At 64.0% G+C, this 16,471-nt stretch carries 16 protein-coding genes; 9 read left to right on the top strand and 7 right to left on the bottom strand.

Annotated elements, in window-relative coordinates; translation table 11 throughout:
• Nucleotides 1–10 precede the first annotated feature (10 nt).
• On the top strand, nt 11–1,558 hold the full coding sequence (locus tag BLS87_RS04350; protein WP_004350620.1) for a conjugal transfer protein TraG N-terminal domain-containing protein: 1,548 nt from the start codon (nt 11–13) through the stop codon (nt 1,556–1,558).
• 15 nt (nt 1,559–1,573) lie between these two features.
• Here BLS87_RS04350 and BLS87_RS04345 read toward each other — a convergent pair whose 3' ends face one another.
• From BLS87_RS04345 to BLS87_RS04335, 3 genes are all read right to left on the bottom strand, one after another.
• Nucleotides 1,574–1,933 (bottom strand): DUF3742 family protein, encoded by a 360-nt coding sequence (locus BLS87_RS04345; protein ID WP_003149770.1) that lies wholly within the window; start codon nt 1,931–1,933, stop codon nt 1,574–1,576.
• 73 nt (nt 1,934–2,006) lie between these two features.
• The gene (locus BLS87_RS04340; RefSeq protein WP_003149772.1) at nt 2,007–2,639 is read right to left on the bottom strand and encodes an RES family NAD+ phosphorylase; all 633 of its coding nucleotides are present in this window, start codon (nt 2,637–2,639) and stop codon (nt 2,007–2,009) included.
• Nucleotides 2,640–2,651: 12 nt separating this feature from the next.
• Nucleotides 2,652–3,278 (bottom strand): hypothetical protein, encoded by a 627-nt coding sequence (locus tag BLS87_RS04335; RefSeq protein WP_003149774.1) that lies wholly within the window; start codon nt 3,276–3,278, stop codon nt 2,652–2,654.
• A gap of 315 nt (nt 3,279–3,593) precedes the next feature.
• Between BLS87_RS04335 and mobH the strand changes: the two genes are divergently transcribed.
• Nucleotides 3,594–5,486: a MobH family relaxase gene (mobH, locus tag BLS87_RS04330; RefSeq protein WP_004350623.1), complete on the top strand. Its 1,893-nt coding sequence runs from the start codon at nt 3,594–3,596 to the stop codon at nt 5,484–5,486.
• A gap of 47 nt (nt 5,487–5,533) precedes the next feature.
• Here mobH and BLS87_RS04325 read toward each other — a convergent pair whose 3' ends face one another.
• Entirely contained in the window at nt 5,534–6,676 is a 1,143-nt protein-coding gene (locus BLS87_RS04325) for an AraC family transcriptional regulator (protein WP_023120494.1), read from the bottom strand.
• A gap of 264 nt (nt 6,677–6,940) precedes the next feature.
• Here BLS87_RS04325 and BLS87_RS04320 point away from each other — a divergent pair, with 264 nt between their 5' ends.
• A complete protein-coding gene (locus BLS87_RS04320) occupies nt 6,941–7,735 on the top strand; it encodes a crotonase/enoyl-CoA hydratase family protein (protein ID WP_004350627.1) in 795 nt (264 codons plus the stop codon).
• A 59-nt stretch (nt 7,736–7,794) separates the two neighbouring features.
• On the opposite strand, the gene BLS87_RS04315 is transcribed toward BLS87_RS04320, so the two are convergent.
• The 3 genes from BLS87_RS04315 to BLS87_RS04305 form a co-directional block, all read right to left on the bottom strand.
• Nucleotides 7,795–8,166 carry a DsrE family protein gene (locus BLS87_RS04315; RefSeq protein WP_003149783.1) on the bottom strand — a complete coding sequence of 124 codons (372 nt, stop codon included), beginning with the start codon at nt 8,164–8,166 and terminating at the stop codon, nt 7,795–7,797.
• Nucleotides 8,167–8,276: 110 nt separating this feature from the next.
• Nucleotides 8,277–8,654, bottom strand: coding sequence for a carboxymuconolactone decarboxylase family protein (locus tag BLS87_RS04310; RefSeq protein WP_004350630.1), 378 nt, complete (start codon nt 8,652–8,654; stop codon nt 8,277–8,279).
• A 76-nt stretch (nt 8,655–8,730) separates the two neighbouring features.
• A complete protein-coding gene (locus BLS87_RS04305; RefSeq protein ID WP_004350634.1) occupies nt 8,731–9,957 on the bottom strand; it encodes an MFS transporter in 1,227 nt (408 codons plus the stop codon).
• A gap of 149 nt (nt 9,958–10,106) precedes the next feature.
• On the opposite strand from BLS87_RS04305, the gene BLS87_RS04300 reads away from it, so the two are divergent.
• The 6 genes from BLS87_RS04300 (at nt 10,107) to BLS87_RS04270 (ending at nt 16,466) form a co-directional block, all read left to right on the top strand.
• Nucleotides 10,107–10,418, top strand: coding sequence for an ArsR/SmtB family transcription factor (locus tag BLS87_RS04300; protein ID WP_003149789.1), 312 nt, complete (start codon nt 10,107–10,109; stop codon nt 10,416–10,418).
• A 22-nt stretch (nt 10,419–10,440) separates the two neighbouring features.
• Nucleotides 10,441–10,968: a rhodanese family protein gene (locus tag BLS87_RS04295; protein ID WP_004350638.1), complete on the top strand. Its 528-nt coding sequence runs from the start codon at nt 10,441–10,443 to the stop codon at nt 10,966–10,968.
• Between the two features lie 187 nt (nt 10,969–11,155).
• On the top strand, nt 11,156–12,034 hold the full coding sequence (locus BLS87_RS04290; protein ID WP_003149790.1) for an MBL fold metallo-hydrolase: 879 nt from the start codon (nt 11,156–11,158) through the stop codon (nt 12,032–12,034).
• Nucleotides 12,035–12,082: 48 nt separating this feature from the next.
• On the top strand, nt 12,083–13,753 hold the full coding sequence (locus BLS87_RS04285; protein ID WP_004350643.1) for a bifunctional protein tyrosine phosphatase family protein/NAD(P)/FAD-dependent oxidoreductase: 1,671 nt from the start codon (nt 12,083–12,085) through the stop codon (nt 13,751–13,753).
• A 494-nt stretch (nt 13,754–14,247) separates the two neighbouring features.
• Complete coding sequence (locus tag BLS87_RS04275) at nt 14,248–15,828, top strand: cbb3-type cytochrome c oxidase subunit I (RefSeq protein WP_244165798.1); 1,581 nt, start codon at nt 14,248–14,250, stop codon at nt 15,826–15,828.
• Nucleotides 15,825–16,466 carry a cbb3-type cytochrome c oxidase subunit II gene (locus BLS87_RS04270; RefSeq protein ID WP_003149800.1) on the top strand — a complete coding sequence of 214 codons (642 nt, stop codon included), beginning with the start codon at nt 15,825–15,827 and terminating at the stop codon, nt 16,464–16,466. The genes BLS87_RS04275 and BLS87_RS04270 overlap by 4 nt, the downstream gene beginning before the upstream one ends.
• The last annotated feature ends 5 nt before the right edge of the window (nt 16,467–16,471 follow it).

Genomic DNA, 16,471 nt, shown 5'->3' with positions numbered 1-16,471 from the left:
GATTCGGGCCATGACTCTGTTCACGACCGACTACCTGGAGTATTACCTTACGCTGGTGTCCTGGATCGTCAACAACGGCATCTGGGCCGTGCTGGTATCCAGCGGCGTCTTCGCGCTGCCTTTCGTGGCGATCATCGTGCAGGAGTGGTTGAAGGCCCGTGCAGAAGGCGCCGACGAGGGCAATAAAGGCGTGCTGAGCGCCGCCCGCATCGAGAACCGGGTCTTCGTCGCCATCGTGGTGGTGATGTTCGCGGGCATCCCGTTCATCGACGTGGACCTCAACACCATCCAGTACGACAGCTCGCGCTCGGCGCAATGCCAGGTCAGTGTGCCGCAGCCCTCGAATACCGGCTGGTCGCAATCTTTCAGCACCATCAACAACCAGTCGGCGAAGGTGCCGGTGTGGTGGGCGTTCATGCACGCGCTCTCGCGCGCCGTCACGGGCGCTTCAGTGGCAGCGATCCCGTGCGGCACGGACCTGCGGCAGATGCGCATGGAGATCGACGCGACTCGCATTGACGACCCAGTGTTGGCTCAGGAAGTAGCGGATTTCTCGCGGGATTGCTATGGGGCTGCGCGGGCGAAATTGTTCATGCAGCGGCCTCAACTCGATGAGCAGCAGCTGCACGACGTAACCTGGATCGGCTCACGCTTCTTCACGGACACGAACGGCTACTACGACACATACCGTTCCAGCACCCCGCGCGAGGACTGGCCCTATGACAGCACGCGCGACGCAGGGCTTGCGCAGGTGGCCAGCGGCGGCGGCTATCCGACCTGCAGGCAATGGTGGGCCGATGGCAGCAATGGACTGCGGGCACGCTTGCTGGGTCAGGTGGACCCGAGCCTGCTCAATCGCCTGGCGGGCTGGGCTGGCTTCCTGAGCCGTGCCGAGGTGGACGATTCGGTGATCCGCGCGATCGCGTCACCGCGACAGCAGAAGCTGAACCAAGGCAGCGTCTATACGGACTACGGTGGCCAGATCGAAATGACCGACCCAAACATCATCACCCGGGCGGCGGCCGACGTAGGACTGGCGGTAGGCTCGCTGGGCTACTTCCCCTCCATGGATGCAATGCGCCAGGCTCTTCCGATGGTGCTGGCGCTCTTGAAGATGGCGCTGGTTGTCTGCATTCCGGTGGTGCTCATGGTTAGCACCTACAACCTGAAAACACTCGTGACGGTCAGCGTGGTGCAGTTTGCGCTGTTCTTCGTGGATTTCTGGTTCCAACTCGCGCGCTGGATCGACAGCACCATTCTGGACGCGCTCTACGGATGGGGCTGGGGATGGAACCGGCCGCATACGAATTTCGATCCGGTCATGGGCCTCAACAATGCCTTCGGAGACATGCTGTTGAATTTCGTCATGGCGACGATGTTCATCGTGCTGCCCTTGTTCTGGGTAACCGCCTTGGGATGGGCGGGCTACGCCGTGGGGGGCATGTTGCAAGGGCTTGCTGCTGGTACGGCAGGCGCCAAAGCGGCCGGCGGCAAAGCCGCCGACATGGCCTTTGGCGGCGCTATGAAGTGGGCATCGACACCCAGCAAGAGGAAGTAGTGCCTTGCTTCTTCGCTAGGTCTCATCAGATGGATCATGTGAATCTATCCGATACTCATCGTGGGTATAGAGGCCAAAACCGGCGTGCCCGTGCCGCCACTCTGGTTCGGGCGGCTCCCATTCGACGGTATCGTGCCCCCGGGCCACAAACACCAGCGCGACCAGCAGCAACGCCAGCCAGAAAGCAACGTAGAGCAGCAGCCCCAGGACAGCCAGTTTGCCGGCCCACAGCAGCGCGGCGGCGGCAGCCAACGGCACACCCTTGGACACCAACCAGTTCGACGCCCGACGTTCGCTGCGCGCATAGGCGCGCCACCCGCGGCCAAGGGCGCGGCCGAGGCGTTCCGCAGTGCTGATGCGGGTCGTGGTGCTCATGGTCGTCTCCTGCTACTGAGGGATGCCTATTCCAATTTGGTCCATTTCATTCTGCTGCGGGCTTCAAAGTGCTTCATGACGCTTCGTCATCCGGTTCCACCGGGCCGGGGTCAGGCTCCACGTCGACGCGATACGTGGCAACGAAGTGCGGCCAGTCCACATGGTCCACCAGGTCGATGTCATCGACAACGCCTACCTTTGCTGCCGCACGCTCGAACAGGGCGATGCTCTTGGCGGGATAGTTGTTGCGCGACGGATAGAGCACCCCGTCGAACAGCGCTTGGCCGTCGTCTCCGAGAATTGCATGCACCTGGGCGGACACTTGCTGCGTGTGCGTGTAGTCGCGGCTGGCCAACTGCTCCAGGTTCAGGCCGAAGTAGCCCGCCATGACGCCCGGCGCCGTGAGGTCGGCCAAGAGCACATCGTCCATCACGCCTACTGCGCGCACCATCCGGGCCTGGACTTCTTTCAGCGCGATCGAGCGCTTCGTGTCCGCAAGCCACTGGTGCTTATGAAACACCGACTCCATCAGCGCCGTGGGCAGGTCGCGCCCCAGGTAGAGCACGCCGTAGGCCCGCGCCGGGTCATCGTAGCGATTGGTGCTGCTGCGGCCATAGTACAGCGGGCTGCCCCGATAGACGACGCGGCTCACATGCTGGAGCAGTTCACCGGCATCGATCAGGAACGAAGGCAGCTCGTGGCTCATGGCGATCTCGCTTCAATGCACCTGAACGCCCAGTACGTTGAACACGGCATCGGCCACGTCATCGATCGTGCTGTGCGTCACCGCATCCACCGGCGAGCGGCCGCCCAAGCCTTCGAGCGGTTCGGACAGCGCGCGGTAGATCGTCCAGGGGTCGATGCCCTCGACCTCCTGAAGCACGGTTTGGGTCAACTGCTGCTTTACCGGGTCGAGCTGCCAGTCGGGCAGCTTCTGACCGCGCGGCCCCACGTTCAGCGCCAACAGCCGACGGGCGAGGATGTCCTTGTAGATCTGCTGGCGCGACTTGTCCGCCAGCTTGGCGTACTCGGGGATCGGCAGGTTATGCGGCTGGTTGAAGGCTTCCAGCAACACGGCGCGGCCTCGCTGGACGTCGGTTTCAGTCGGTGCCCAGCGCGTTTCGGTGCGCAGCGCGGCCGCCTTGCGTGCCAGGGCCTGCCCCACCGTCTCTCCGTCCAAGTTGGCGGGCAGCTTCACCGCCTCCACGCGCTCGTGAATGAAAGCCTGCAACTCGGCCGCGAAAGCCGGCGCATCCCGGATTTCGACGGTATCCGCGAAGCGGCGCACATCCTCCACCGTGACGCGCGGCAGGCGATCGGCAATGAATTCAATGGCATTGGGCATGGTGATCTCCCAGGCAGGTTTGAGACAGGATTCACTCTAGTCTCTATTGTCGCTTTTGTCAACTTTGTCGCCTTTCGAGAACCTGCCCGGCGGAAGCGGCGTCCACTCAGCATAGAGCGCGACCAGCACCGGCTCGCCGTCCAATCCATTCCACCGAGTTCCCCATTGACGCTGGAATCGCATCCCGTGCCCCGCTATACCGAAACGGTGAAAGGCCAGAGGGCCGAAATGGCAAGGGAACGGGGTGCAAGGGGAAAGGCCCTACCTCGAAAAGGCCAAAAGGCCTCCCGATCGGCCCGTCATCAGGACACCCACATGCTTTCCCTGTTCCAGCGAAAACGGCCCGCGGTCGCTACCGCTCCAACGCCACCACCCGCATCCGACCTCCCGAAAGGGTTGATGCGGCCCGAGTCGGCCGCATCGCTGCTGGCCACCCCGCGTCGGCAGAAGCTGCTGGAGCACATCTGGCAGCGCACGTCTCTGTCGCGCAAGCAGTTCGCCGTCCTGTACCGCGCGCCGCTGGAGCGCTACGCCGAACTGGTTCAGGCCTTCCCGGCTTCCGAATCGCATCATCATGCGTACCCGGGCGGGATGCTCGACCATGGCCTGGAGATCGTTGCCTATGCCCTCAAGCTGCGGCAGTCCCATCTGCTTCCCATCGGCGCAAGCCCCGAGGACCAAGCTGCGCAGGCTGAAGCCTGGACTGCTGCGGTCGCCTATGCCGCGTTGTTGCACGACATCGGCAAGATCGCCGTCGATCTGCACGTCGAACTGGCCGATGGCTCGCTGTGGCACCCGTGGTACGGTCCGCTGCACCAGCCGTACCGCTTCCGCTACCGCGACGATCGCGAATACCGCCTGCACAGCGCGGCGACGGGCTTGCTCTACCGCCAACTGCTGGACACCCAACTCCTGGACTGGCTCAGTGACTATCGCGACCTGTGGGGACCGCTGCTCTACGTCCTGGCCGGCCAGTACGAGCATGCCGGTGTGCTGGGCGAACTCGTGGTGCAGGCCGACCGCGCCTCCGTGGCCCAGGAACTGGGCGGCGATCCGGCGCGCGCCATGGCCGCGCCCAAGCACGCGCTGCAACGCAAGCTGCTTGACGGGTTGCGCTACCTGCTCAAGGAAGAGTTGAAGTTGAATCAGCCCGAGGCCTCCGATGGCTGGCTCACCGAGGATGCCTTGTGGCTGGTGAGCAAGACGGTCTCGGACAAGCTGCGCGCGCACCTGTTATCGCAGGGCATCGATGGCATCCCTGCGAACAACACCGCCGTCTTCAACGTGCTGCAGGACCACGGCATGTTGCAGCCCACACTGGACGGGAAGGCGGTCTGGCGGGCGACCGTGACCAGCAACGCCGGCTGGACCCACTCATTCACGCTGCTGCGCCTCGCACCTGCGCTGATCTGGGAGGCTGGCGAGCGACCGGCGCCGTTCGCCGGGACGGTAGCGATCGACACGTCACCTGTCGAGAAGCACGCCGCTGCGGCATCGTCGCCGGAGGTCGCGGCGAAACCGACCCCAGGAGGTCAGGAATCGCCGCCATGGGAAGGCGGCAGCGCTGCTGACCCAATTATCGCCCCCCTGGCTGAGGCCATGCCCGACGTCATGGAGGATCTGCTGACGATGGTAGGAATGGGCGATTCGTCCGCCACACAGCAGGATGAGTCAACCATCCCCACCGAACTCTCTGCCACACGCCCTGAAGCACCACCACCATCGATCGTGGCATCTTCACCCTCATCACCGGCGCCCGCGGCCACACCAGCAGCGACAACGGTGCAGCCATCTGGCGAGCACTTCATGGCATGGCTGAAACAGGGGATTGCCTCGCGTCGGCTCATCATCAATGACGCGAAGGCACTCGTGCATACCGTCAGCGATACCGCATACTTGGTCAGCCCAGGAGTGTTCCAGCGATACGCTCAAGAGCATCCGCAGTTGGCAGCCATTGCCCGCCAGGAAAAACTGGAGCCGTGGCAGTGGGCACAAAAGCGCTTCGAGAAGCTGGCCGCGCACCGCAAGCAGGCCAGCGGCCTGAACATCTGGACTTGTCACGTCTCAGGGCCGCGCAAATCGCGGCAGTTGCACGGCTACCTGTTGACGCAGCCCGGTGCGTTGTTCGAGCGAGTGCCGCCCAACAACCCCTACTTGTGCCTCTTCAACGAGGAGGCGGGGCGTGAAGTCTCGCTGGCTGCGAAATGAGGATATCCAGTGGGCGCGGTCCGGATGCCCGCTCTTCGGTGCACAGGTCAGAGCGTAACCCCATGGGAAATGCCCTGCTGCGCCGCCCGGTATCGTCCGGGGGTCATACCCGTCCAGTGGCGGAACGCGCGGTGGAAGACGGCAGGGGCACTGAAGCCCAAAGCATCGGATATCTCCTCCAGTGAGCTGTCGTTGCGCACAAGGTGGAGGATGGCCAGATCCCTGCGCAACTCATCCTTGATGCCCTGGAACGACAGCCCTTCCTGCTGCAGCTTGCGCATCAATGTCCGCGAGGACATGTGCAGCCGGCTGGAAACATCGTCCAGCGTCCGTCCGAGATCCACATGCAGCAGCTCACGCACCTTCAGCCGGAGGGCGTGCTGGTGGTAGGAGGTGAAAATCCAGTCGCGCGGCGCCCGCTCCAGGAAGCTGCGCGCGTCGGACGCGCTGCGTTTCGGCCGGACCTTTGCGAGTTCGGCGTGAAAGGTGATCTGAGAGAGGGGTCCGCAGAAATCGATCGGGGCCGGAAACAGGATCGAATAGTCGGCTGCAAATGATGGGCGTGGAAAAGCGAAGGCCACACTGCGCACCGGGACCTCTCGGCCGGCGAGCCATGACACGATGCCGTGCGTCAGCTTCAGCATCAGTGCGTGCCCGAATCGGTTCCCCCCCGCTTTGGAAGACCGCGGGACAAGTTCCAAGCGCAAGGAGGCGTCTGCCTTCGTGAGACTCAGCCTGTAGTCGTCCAGCAGCAGGTTCCAGACCTGCGTGAAGCGATACAGCGCTACCTCGATGCTTGGCGCGTCCATGACCGCTCGGACGATGTACTTCAAAGCGCCGGTCCGTATGGGCCGGCTCCACAGTCCCATCATTTCATCGCCGGTGGCAGCGGCGCTTCGTCGGTACAGCCCGACCAGTTGATCGTGCGTCAGACGCGAGCCGGGGTGGCTGATGAATGCCTTCACGATGCCGGCCTGCTGCAGGCAGCGATCCAGGGCCTGGTCCGAGCACAGCGAGCGCAGGCTGCGCAGCAGGTCCTCCACCAGATCGCATGAGACCGTGGCCGCCGCGACGGCATTTGGGCTCGCAGGAAGTCCTCTTGGCGGCCTGACGAGATTGTCAGTTTTTGCAAATTTCACGGCGCTATTGGCAATTGAGCCCAGCATCCCCGGTAAGTAATCTACGGGCATGGAAAAGGTAAAGGCCCCTCAATAGTATCGGCTGCGAGGTTCGACCGCGATTCCGGCGGTCTCTCTGCACTTCGCGCCCAGGCCAGGCTCAGTGCGCAAGAATTGGCAACATTGGCATAGATCCTCGGCCTTGAACGGATGGTCCGCTTCAGTGCGGGCCATGCCGTCACCGCAGCGGCGAGGCGGCCGATGCCTGCCGGACCGAGCATATCGACCTGCCCGCCGCAGACCACCATGTTCATGACCCACTGCAAGGAGAACTTCATGTCCGAGCCCATTCTGCTGACCTCCGAACAAGACAACATCGGCATCGTCACGCTCAACATGGCGCACAAGCGCAACGCGCTCAATGAGGAAGCGATCGCCGCCATCGACGCCTATTTCTCAGCGGTGCCCAGCCACATCCGGGCCATCCTCCTGACGGCCAAGGGCGATCACTTCTGTGCCGGCCTGGACCTCAAGGAACATCACGACAAGGCACGCAGCGGCGTCGAGTTCATGCGCGTCTGCCAGGGCTGGCACCGCGCGTTCGACAAGATCCAGCATGGCGGCATTCCCGTGGTCGCCTGCCTGCAGGGAGCGGTCGTGGGCGGCGGGCTGGAACTGGCCAGCGCAGCCCACGTGCGCGTTGCCGACAGCCGCACCTTCTTCGCACTGCCCGAGGGCACCCGAGGCATCTTCACGGGCGGCGGCGCCACGGTGCGCACTGCGCGGATCATCTCCGCCCCTCGCATGGTGGAGATGATGCTCACCGGACGGGTCCTCGATGCGCGGGAGGGCCGCGAACTGGGTTTGGCCCACTACGTATGCGACATCGCGAAAGGCGACACGCCCGCACCCGAGTTCGCCCTGACCCTCGCAAAGAAGATCGCGGGCAATGCGCCCCTTTCAAACTACGCCATCGTCAGCGCCATCAGCCGCATCGCCGACATGTCGGCCACGGACGGGCTGTTCACCGAGGGGCTGGTGATGGCCATGATCCAGCAGGGTGACGATGTGCAGGAGCGCCTGGGCGATTTCGTGAACAAGAAGGCGCACAAGGTCCAACTGAATGCTTGATCTTCAAGACGCGCGCTACCGGCCTCGGCCAGCGATGCGCGACCGCGTCATGGCTGGGCTCAGGTCACTTGCAAGGACCCCCTGGCGCCCATCAGCAACTCCACCACATCGGGTGCGTTGATGACGCTAAAACGCGGGTCCATCTGCGCGGCGGTCATACCGTTGTGGATCATGCACGAGCCGCAGATGGCAATGCGACCTCCCTTTTCCAAGAATTTCTCCAGCAGATCGGCAACGGGTTCGAAAGGCTTGCCGATGTCCAATCCAGCGGCCGCGCCGGGTTGTCCCAGTTCCACGGCTTCCACCATCAGGATGATGGTCGCCGTATGTCCCTTGAGCAGCGCGTTGAGCGCCATGATGAAGGTCACGGTCACCTTGTTGGGATTGCTTCTTCCGTCAAAAATGGTCGCAACGAAGTCGGTGGTCTGCATGGCTAGGTCCTTGTGATAAACAGCGACTGTGGGGATGCGAGTTGGAGGGTGCAAAGCTCTGGCACCGGATGCAGGCGGTCCGCGGCGCCGCACGACGGACCGGGCCCAGGCTACGGGGCGCTGGCCGGCGCGCCCGGAATGCTGGACAGCGCCGCGAACTCGTTGAAGGCGGCCACCGCGTTCGATGCGTACATCGCCGACGGACCCCCTCCCATATAGATGGCCACGCCCAGGGCCTCATGGACCTCCGCAGCCGTCGCGCCGAGCTTGACCAATGCCTTGGCATGAAAGCCGATGCAGCCATCGCACCGCGCGGCCACGCCGATCGCCAACGCGATCAGCTCTTTCGTCTTGGCGTCGAGTGCGCCGTCGGCGATCGCTGCCTTGCCCATCTCACCAAAACTCTTCATGACCTGCGGCACTCCCTTGTGCAGGGGCGCCAGGTGAGCCACCACGTCCTGCGTCAGTTGCCGGTAACTTGTCGTCATCGCGAACTCCTCATGGTTTTGGAACATCGAATATGAAACCGGGTTGACCCGCACGCTCGACCGGACCCAGACGGCTTCATGGCGCAGCGGCCGCCGCCGACTGCCGGCGGTTGCGCCAAGCCAGCCAACCCAGCAGGGCCAGCACGAGCGCGATGAGGGGCAGCATCAGGCCGTTGATGGTTTCCCAGCCCGAGGTGTTCAGCAGCCGGCCCGACCCGAACGAGGCGACGGCCACGGTGCCGAACACCAGGAAATCGTTGAGTGCCTGCACCTTGGCGCGCTCGGGCGCGGTGTAGCAGTCGGTCACCAGCGCCGTGGCGCCGATGAAGCCGAAATTCCAGCCCACGCCCAGCAGGATCAGCGAGCCCCAGAAGTGCAGAAGTTCGAGGCCGGCCAGGGCCAGCAGGCCAGAGGTGCCGATCAACACCAGTCCGCACGCCGTGATGGCGGTCTTGCCGAAACGCGCGATCAGGTGGCCGGTGAAGAAGCTCGGCGCAAACATGGCGAGCACGTGCCACTGGATGCCCAGCGCCGCCTCGCCCACGGTGTGGCCGCAACCCACCATGGCCATCGGCGCGGCCGTCATGATGAAAGCCATCAGGCCGTAGGACACGATGCCCGCCGTGACGGCCACGACGAAGCCTGGACTGCGCGCGATCACTGCCAGCGGGCGCGCCGCGCCCACGACGGCGGACGCCTGGGGCGGCGGCATGCGCAGCATCAGCAGCAGCGGCAAGGCCAGCAGCGCCAGGCCCGCCTGCCCGAGGAAGCTGCCAGCGAACGGCGCCATGGGCCAGGCGTCGCGCGTCCAGATGACGACCTGCGGGCCGATGACCGCGGCGATCAGGCCGCCGATCATGATGCGCGAGATGACGGTGGCGCGCTGCGGCGGCGGCACCGCATCGCTGGCCGCGAAGCGGTAGCTCTGCACGCACGCGCCGTAGAAGCCAGCCATCGCCGTGCCCACGCAGAAGGTCTCGAAACTGCCCCACAGGACGCCCAATGCGGCGATGAGCCCGGACACCGAACCCAGCAGCGCCCCCAACGCATAGGCCGCGCGCCGGCCCAGACGACGCATCAGCAGGGCCGCAGGGATGGTCGACAGCGCCAGCCCCAGGTTGTAGAGGCTGACCGGCAGTGTGGCCAGCGAAGGGTTGCTGGCCAGCATCTGACCCACGATGCCGCCCAGCGAAATGATGATGGGTGGCGCGGCGCCGCCCAGCGATTGGGCGGCCATCAGCAGGCCCACATTGCGGCGGGCATCTGTCGCAGCGGGCGGTGGCAGCGAAGCAGGTGGCGTCATGAACGAATCAGGAATGAGGTGTCAGGCGAACCCACGCCGCAGCATGAGAACACCGGCAGGAAGACCTGCCGCACTTCCTGCCTTCGAGGAAGTGCCTTGATATTTTATTAGCTTATGCTAAATTAGATACATGTTAAATACAAGCTGCCATGATGGTTGACAAGAAAGACCAGTCGTTTCTACAGGACGGCGCGGCCAAGGCTGCGGCCATGCTGCGGACGGTCGGCAATGAGCATCGCCTGCTCGTTCTCTGCCTGCTGATCGAGCATGGCGAGATGACCGTCGGTGCCCTGCACGAAAACGTGGCGCTGAGCCAGTCCGCCTTGTCCCAGCACCTGGCCAAGATGCGCGAGGAAGGCCTGGTGACCTATCGGCGAGAGTCGCAGACCCTGCACTACCGTATCGACAACCCCGACGTGGCCAAGCTCATCGCCACGCTCAAGGCCATCTTCTGTCCCTGATCCACCCTCGGAGGCCATTGCCATGTCCCTGAAATCCATCTCGCCCCAAGCTGCCAGCGAACTCATGAACCAGGGTGCCGTTCTGGTGGACATCCGTGCGGCGGACGAACATGCCCGTGAGCGCATCGCGCAGGCACGCCATGTGCCGATGGACCGCTTGCGAAGCGGCGGCCTGCCGCTCGACGGCGCTTCGGCAATCATCTTCCACTGCCGCTCGGGCAACCGGACGCGGGTGAACGCCCCGACGCTGGGGGCATGCACGGCCTGCGAGGCCTACGTGCTTGAAGGCGGGCTGGACGCCTGGAAGAAGGCCGGCCTGCCCGTCGTGGCGGACGCCTCTCAACCCCTGGAGCTGCAACGGCAGGTGCAGATTGTTGCGGGGTCCTTGATCGTGCTGGGTGCCGTGCTGGGCGCCACGATTTCGCCATGGTTCCATGTGCTTTCGGGCTTCGTGGGCGCGGGGCTGGTCTTCGCCGGTGTCTCGGGGTTCTGTGGGCTCGCGCGCGTGCTGATGCGCATGCCCTGGAACCGCCGCGCGCTGGCCGGCTGAGTCTACGGGTGGGGAAGCGATTTCTTCACTCGGCCGCCGGTCGGCAAGAACATGCGACGGCAAGTTTTTAATTTTGAGTTAATTCGACCCGGACACCATCTGGCATGTGAGAACGACCCACAAACATCCGATCAAGGGAGCTTGGGCGACAACAGACGGGTCATACATTCAGCGAGGCAAAGACACCGTGAAGATCGAACCCTTCTTTGACGAGGACACCAGCACCTTCAGCTACATCGTGCTGGACACGAAAAGCGGTCAGTGCGCCATCATCGACAGCGTGCTCGGCTACGATCCTAAATCCGGCCGCACCTCGCGCGCCGGCGCGGACCGCATGGCCGAGCGCGTGCGGGAACTGGGGGCGAGCGTCCAGTGGATTCTGGAGACGCATGTGCACGCAGATCACCTGAGCGCCGCGCCGTATCTCCATTCGTGCCTGGGCGGCCGAACCGGCATTGGGGCGAACATCCGTACCGTACAGCAGGTGTTCGGCCAGCTCTTCAACGCCGAGCCGGCCTTCGCGCGTGACGGCCGGCAGTTTGATCGTCTGTTCGACGACGGCGAGACCTTCATGCTCGGCACGCTGCAGGTGCGGGCCATGCATACCCCCGGCCATACGCCCGCTTGCATGACCTATCTGGTCCAGGACAACGCCACACCTGAAGCGCCTGCCGCAGCCTTCGTGGGCGACACGCTGTTCATGCCCGACTATGGCACGGCGCGTTGCGACTTTCCGGGTGGCGACGCGCGCACACTGTTCCGCTCGATCGGCCGCGTGCTGTCGCTGCCGCCGGAGACCGTGCTCTACATGTGCCACGACTACCGCCCCGGGGGGCGCGAGCTTCAATGGAAGACCACCGTGGCCGAGGAGCGTGCGCACAACATCCATGTGCGTGACGGCATCAGCGAGGATGACTTCGCGGCCACGCGCGAGCAGCGCGACGCCACGCTGGCGATGCCCGTGCTTCTGCTGCCCTCCGTGCAGGTGAACATGCGGGCCGGCGAGTTGCCGCCTGCCGAATCCAACGGCGTCCACTACCTCAAGATTCCCATCGATGCCCTCTGAGAGCGGCACCGACCGGCTGAAAGGACAATTTCCGGGCAGGAGACCCTCATGGACATCAAAGCCTTGGACCAGGGACTGGCCGTCAGCGGCCAGATCGCTGCCACCGACCTGCAGGCCATCGCCGAGGCTGGCTACCGCTCGGTGATCTGCAATCGGCCCGATGGAGAAGCGGGCGATCAGCCCGGCTTCAGCGAAATCGAGCAGGCCGCCCAGTCACTGGGTATGGCGGCGACCTACCTGCCCGTCGAGTCCGGCAAAGTGACCGACCAGCAGGCCCAGGCCTTCGGGACGCTGATGACGCAACTGCCCGGCCCGGTGTTCGCCTACTGCCGCACCGGCACGCGCTCGGCCACGCTGTGGGCGCTGAGCCAGGCGCAGCGTCAGCCGTTGGCCTCCATCCTCGAAGCCGCGCGCGGTGCCGGCTACGACCTGTCCGGCGTGGCCCGGCGCATCGCCAACGGCGGGCGCACACCCACCGAAGTCGTGGACGCCACGCATGACATCGTGATCGTCGGCGCGGGCGCGGCGGGCATCGCGGTGGCGTCCAGCCTGCTCGCGCGCAAGCCGGACGCGGACATCGCCGTCATCGACCCGGCGGATGTGCACTACTACCAGCCGGGGTGGACGATGGTGGGCGCGGGCATCTTTCCGCCTGCGCACACGGCGCGCACGATGGCGAGCGTGCTTCCGCGCGGCGTCAAGTGGATCAAGATGGCCGTCGCCGCGTTCGAGCCCGAGCGCGACGCCCTCGTGCTCGATGGCTGCCGCGTCGTCAAGTACCAGCAGCTCGTGGTCTGCCCGGGCCTGAAACTCGACTGGAACGGCATCGAGGGCCTACCTGAAACACTGGGCCGCAACGGCGTCACCTCCAACTACCGCTACGACCTCGCGCCCTACACCTGGGAACTGGTGCAGAACCTCAAGAGCGGCCAGGCCCTGTTCACGCAGCCGCCCATGCCCATCAAATGCGCGGGTGCGCCGCAGAAGGCGATGTACCTCTCGGCCGATCACTGGAAGCGGCAGGGCGTGCTCAAGAACATCCACATCGAGTTCTGCAACGCGGGAGGCGTGCTCTTCGGCGTGCCGGACTACGTGCCCGCGCTCATGGAGTACGTGAAGGCTTATGGCATCGATCTGCAATTCAGCAACCAGCTCGTGGCCGTCGATGGCGCAGCGCATGAAGCCACCTTCATCCGCACGAACGCCGACGGCACCAAGGAGCGCGTCACCCGTCCATTTGACCTGCTGCACGCCGTGCCGCCACAGAAGGCGCCGGACTTCATCCGAGTGAGCCCGCTGGCGGACGCTGCGGGCTGGGTGGACGTGGACCCGTCGAGCCTGCGCCACAAGAAGTACGCCAACGTCTTCGCACTCGGCGACTGCACCAACACCACCAATGCCAAGACTGCTGCGGCCGCACGCAAGCAGGCGCCGGTGGTCGCGCACAACCTGCTCGCCGCCCGGAGCGGGTCCACGCGCCTGGCCAGCTATGACGGCTATGGCTCCTGCCCGCTCACTGTCGAGCGCGGCAAGATCGTGCTGGCGGAATTTGCCTACGGCGGCAAGCTGGCGCCTTCGTTTCCGAAATGGTTCATCGACGGCAAGCGGCCGTCATCGCTGGCGTGGCTGCTGAAGGAACGCATCCTGCCGCCGGTCTATTGGGACGGCATGCTCAAGGGCCGCGAATGGCTCGCGCATCCTGTCCTCTCGGACGGGTGAGCCGCCGCATGCGTCATCGCCGGGACATGGGAAACCGACGCTCATAGTGCGGGCGAAAGGAGGAGCGGCATTCGGCCCTCCGAGCCTCAACAGCGGCTATCCCTGCCAGGGGAGACTGTCCTTCGGGATGCGGGTGGTTATAACGGATACGTGCGTCCACTGTGATTTCCTGGCACTAGGCGAACAAGCGATCGTCCCGCCCCCTGCCGATGCTGACCCCAGGCGCAGCGCCGGTGTCTGCCGCGAGGCGGCCGAGACCTTCGCGTCACGACGATTCGAATATCCGGGCCGACTGTATTTGGATCTCGCCATCCAGACAGTCCACGGTCAAAGAGCGCGGGGCACCTCGAAAAACACTCTTAACTTTCGCTTAATCGAGGCTGACCATCATTCCCGTGATTCACATGCGACATTCATAAAAACAATGCTGAGGCAAGCCCTGATGGAACACTATCGCCAACACCAGTGGTTGGCATCGGAACCAATTCGGATGGTTGCGCGCCATTTCTGGAGCGCCCATGAATGAAAGCCTAGGGTTTCTCCTTGCTCTGAGCTTTATCGTCTCGCTGGCGGCTCTGGGCGCGTTGATCTGGTCCATCGTGACGCGCCAGATCCATGCGGGAAAGAAGGAGGCTTCGACCATATTTCTGGAGGGCGAGGCCGGCTCCCCGGATGATCCATCTTCATTCGATGAAGGGGCGGCCGAGCATCGATTCGACGCCTTGCGTGCCGGCGTCGACGCCCCGGGTCGGAACGTCGTACTGGTCCTGTCCATCGCTTCCTTCCTGTTCCTGATCGTTGGCTCGCTGTTCGGGATGATCGCCTCGCTGAAGTTGCACTGGCCCGACTGGCTGGCGAGTCAGGCGTTCACCACCTTCGGGCGCGCGCGCACCGTCCATCTGAATCTGGTCGCGTACGGCTGGCTGTCCACAGGGGGCATAGCGGTCGCGCTCTGGATCATCCCTCGCATGTTTCATACGCCCCTGCGAAGGCCCGCAATGGCGATGGTGGGCGCGGTGCTGTGGGCCCTCGGCGTGGCGGCCGGTGCCATTGCCATTGCCAATGGATGGAGCGACGGCCTGGAGTGGCTCGAAATCCCATGGCAGATCGACATCGTCCTGGCCCTCGGCGGCTTCTTCATCGCATGGTCCGCCATCGCGACGACCCGAAAACGCAACGTTCACCACATCTACGTCAGCGGCTGGTACTACCTCGCGGGACTGGCATGGTTCCCCATTCTGTTCTTCATCGCGAATATCCCGGGCCTGCATTCAGGCGTGCAGCAAGCCACCACCAACTGGTGGTTCGCGCATAACGTGCTTGGCCTCTGGCTGACACCGCTGGGGCTGGGTGCTGCCTATTACCTGATTCCCAAGATCATCGGCAAGCCGATCTATTCGTATAGCGTTTCGCTGCTGGGCTTCTGGGGCCTTGCCTTGTTCTACAGCCAGGTGGGTATTCATCACCTGATCGGTGGGCCCGTGCCGACGTGGGTGGTCACGCTGTCGATCGTGCACAGCGTCATGATGTTCATTCCTGTCATCGCGGTGGCGATCAATCAGCACGTGACGGTCGCGCAGAATTTCTGGGCGTTCAAGGAGTCCATGGCGCTGCGCTTCGTGTCCACGGGCGCATTGATGTACACGGCCGCATCCTTCCAGGGATCGCTGGAGGCTGTACGGGCCATCAACTCGATCACCCACTTCACGCACTACACGGTGGGGCATGCGCACCTGGGAGCTTACGCATTCGTCTCCATCGTGCTGTTCGGCGCCTTCTACTATCTCTTGCCCTACCTGACGGGCAAGAACTGGCCCTGTCCGCGACTCATCGCCATCCACTATTGGCTGACGGTCCTGGGTTTTCTGATCTATTTCCTGTCATTGACCATCGGCGGTTTCCTGCAAGGCATGTCGCTGCTCGATCCACAGACCAGTTTCGCTGACATCACCCGCAACATCGTGCCGTATCTCGAAGGTCGATCGGTGGGCGGCGGCATGATGACGCTGGGACACTTCGTCTTTGCCTTCCATGCGATGGCCCTACTCTGGTCGAAACGGCGAGGTGACGCATGAACCGGCTGATTCCATTGTTCGTCGGCGCTGTCGGAATCTTGGTGTTCGCGACCGTCATGCTCGTGGTGCTCCCCGGCCTGCAGGTCCGTACGGTCCAGGCACCTGCGCAGTTGCAGAACTACACGATCGAACAGCTAAGAGGCCGTGCGCAGTACGTGGCCAATGGCTGTGTCTACTGTCACAGCCAGCAGCCTCGTTCGAGTGGCCAGACGCTGGCGGATCAGGCCCGGGGCTGGGGAAGGCCGTCCACGCCGGGCGACTACGCCTACGACGCTCCCCAACTGCTCGGGACGATGCGCACCGGCCCCGATTTGCTGAATGTCGGGGTGCGCCTGCCGAGCCGGGACTGGCAATTGACCCACCTGTACCAGCCCAGGGCCATCTTCGACTGGAGCATCATGCCTTCGTACCCCTTCCTCTTCGAGGTCAAGGAGAAGGCCGCGCCCGGCGAGGTCGTGGTCAAGTTGCCGCAGGAGTACCGTCCCGCGGACGGGAAAGTGGTGGTGGCCCGACAGGAGGCGCTCGACCTGGTCGCGTACCTGTTGAGCCTGGACCGTTCCTACCCCGTCAGCGCCAAAGAGGCGACATTGCGTGATCGTGGCTACGATCCGAAAACTCAGAAGGGCCCGCGTCAATGAGGGGC

This window comes from Pseudomonas abietaniphila (genome assembly GCF_900100795.1).
Classification (GTDB): domain Bacteria; phylum Pseudomonadota; class Gammaproteobacteria; order Pseudomonadales; family Pseudomonadaceae; genus Aquipseudomonas; species Aquipseudomonas abietaniphila.
This window is presented reverse-complemented; position numbering and strand designations above follow the sequence as displayed.

Coding starts and splice junctions, on each gene's coding strand:
- BLS87_RS04350 (WP_004350620.1), top strand. CDS start 11: ATGACTCTGTTCACGACCGACTACCTGGAGTATTACCTTACGCTGGTG.
- BLS87_RS04320 (WP_004350627.1), top strand. CDS start 6,941: ATGTCCGAGCCCATTCTGCTGACCTCCGAACAAGACAACATCGGCATC.
- BLS87_RS04345 (WP_003149770.1), bottom strand. CDS start 1,933: ATGAGCACCACGACCCGCATCAGCACTGCGGAACGCCTCGGCCGCGCC.
- BLS87_RS04325 (WP_023120494.1), bottom strand. CDS start 6,676: ATGCCCGTAGATTACTTACCGGGGATGCTGGGCTCAATTGCCAATAGC.
- BLS87_RS04295 (WP_004350638.1), top strand. CDS start 10,441: ATGTCCCTGAAATCCATCTCGCCCCAAGCTGCCAGCGAACTCATGAAC.
- BLS87_RS04305 (WP_004350634.1), bottom strand. CDS start 9,957: ATGACGCCACCTGCTTCGCTGCCACCGCCCGCTGCGACAGATGCCCGC.
- BLS87_RS04340 (WP_003149772.1), bottom strand. CDS start 2,639: ATGAGCCACGAGCTGCCTTCGTTCCTGATCGATGCCGGTGAACTGCTC.
- BLS87_RS04300 (WP_003149789.1), top strand. CDS start 10,107: ATGATGGTTGACAAGAAAGACCAGTCGTTTCTACAGGACGGCGCGGCC.
- mobH (WP_004350623.1), top strand. CDS start 3,594: ATGCTTTCCCTGTTCCAGCGAAAACGGCCCGCGGTCGCTACCGCTCCA.
- BLS87_RS04285 (WP_004350643.1), top strand. CDS start 12,083: ATGGACATCAAAGCCTTGGACCAGGGACTGGCCGTCAGCGGCCAGATC.
- BLS87_RS04310 (WP_004350630.1), bottom strand. CDS start 8,654: ATGACGACAAGTTACCGGCAACTGACGCAGGACGTGGTGGCTCACCTG.
- BLS87_RS04315 (WP_003149783.1), bottom strand. CDS start 8,166: ATGCAGACCACCGACTTCGTTGCGACCATTTTTGACGGAAGAAGCAAT.
- BLS87_RS04270 (WP_003149800.1), top strand. CDS start 15,825: ATGAACCGGCTGATTCCATTGTTCGTCGGCGCTGTCGGAATCTTGGTG.
- BLS87_RS04335 (WP_003149774.1), bottom strand. CDS start 3,278: ATGCCCAATGCCATTGAATTCATTGCCGATCGCCTGCCGCGCGTCACG.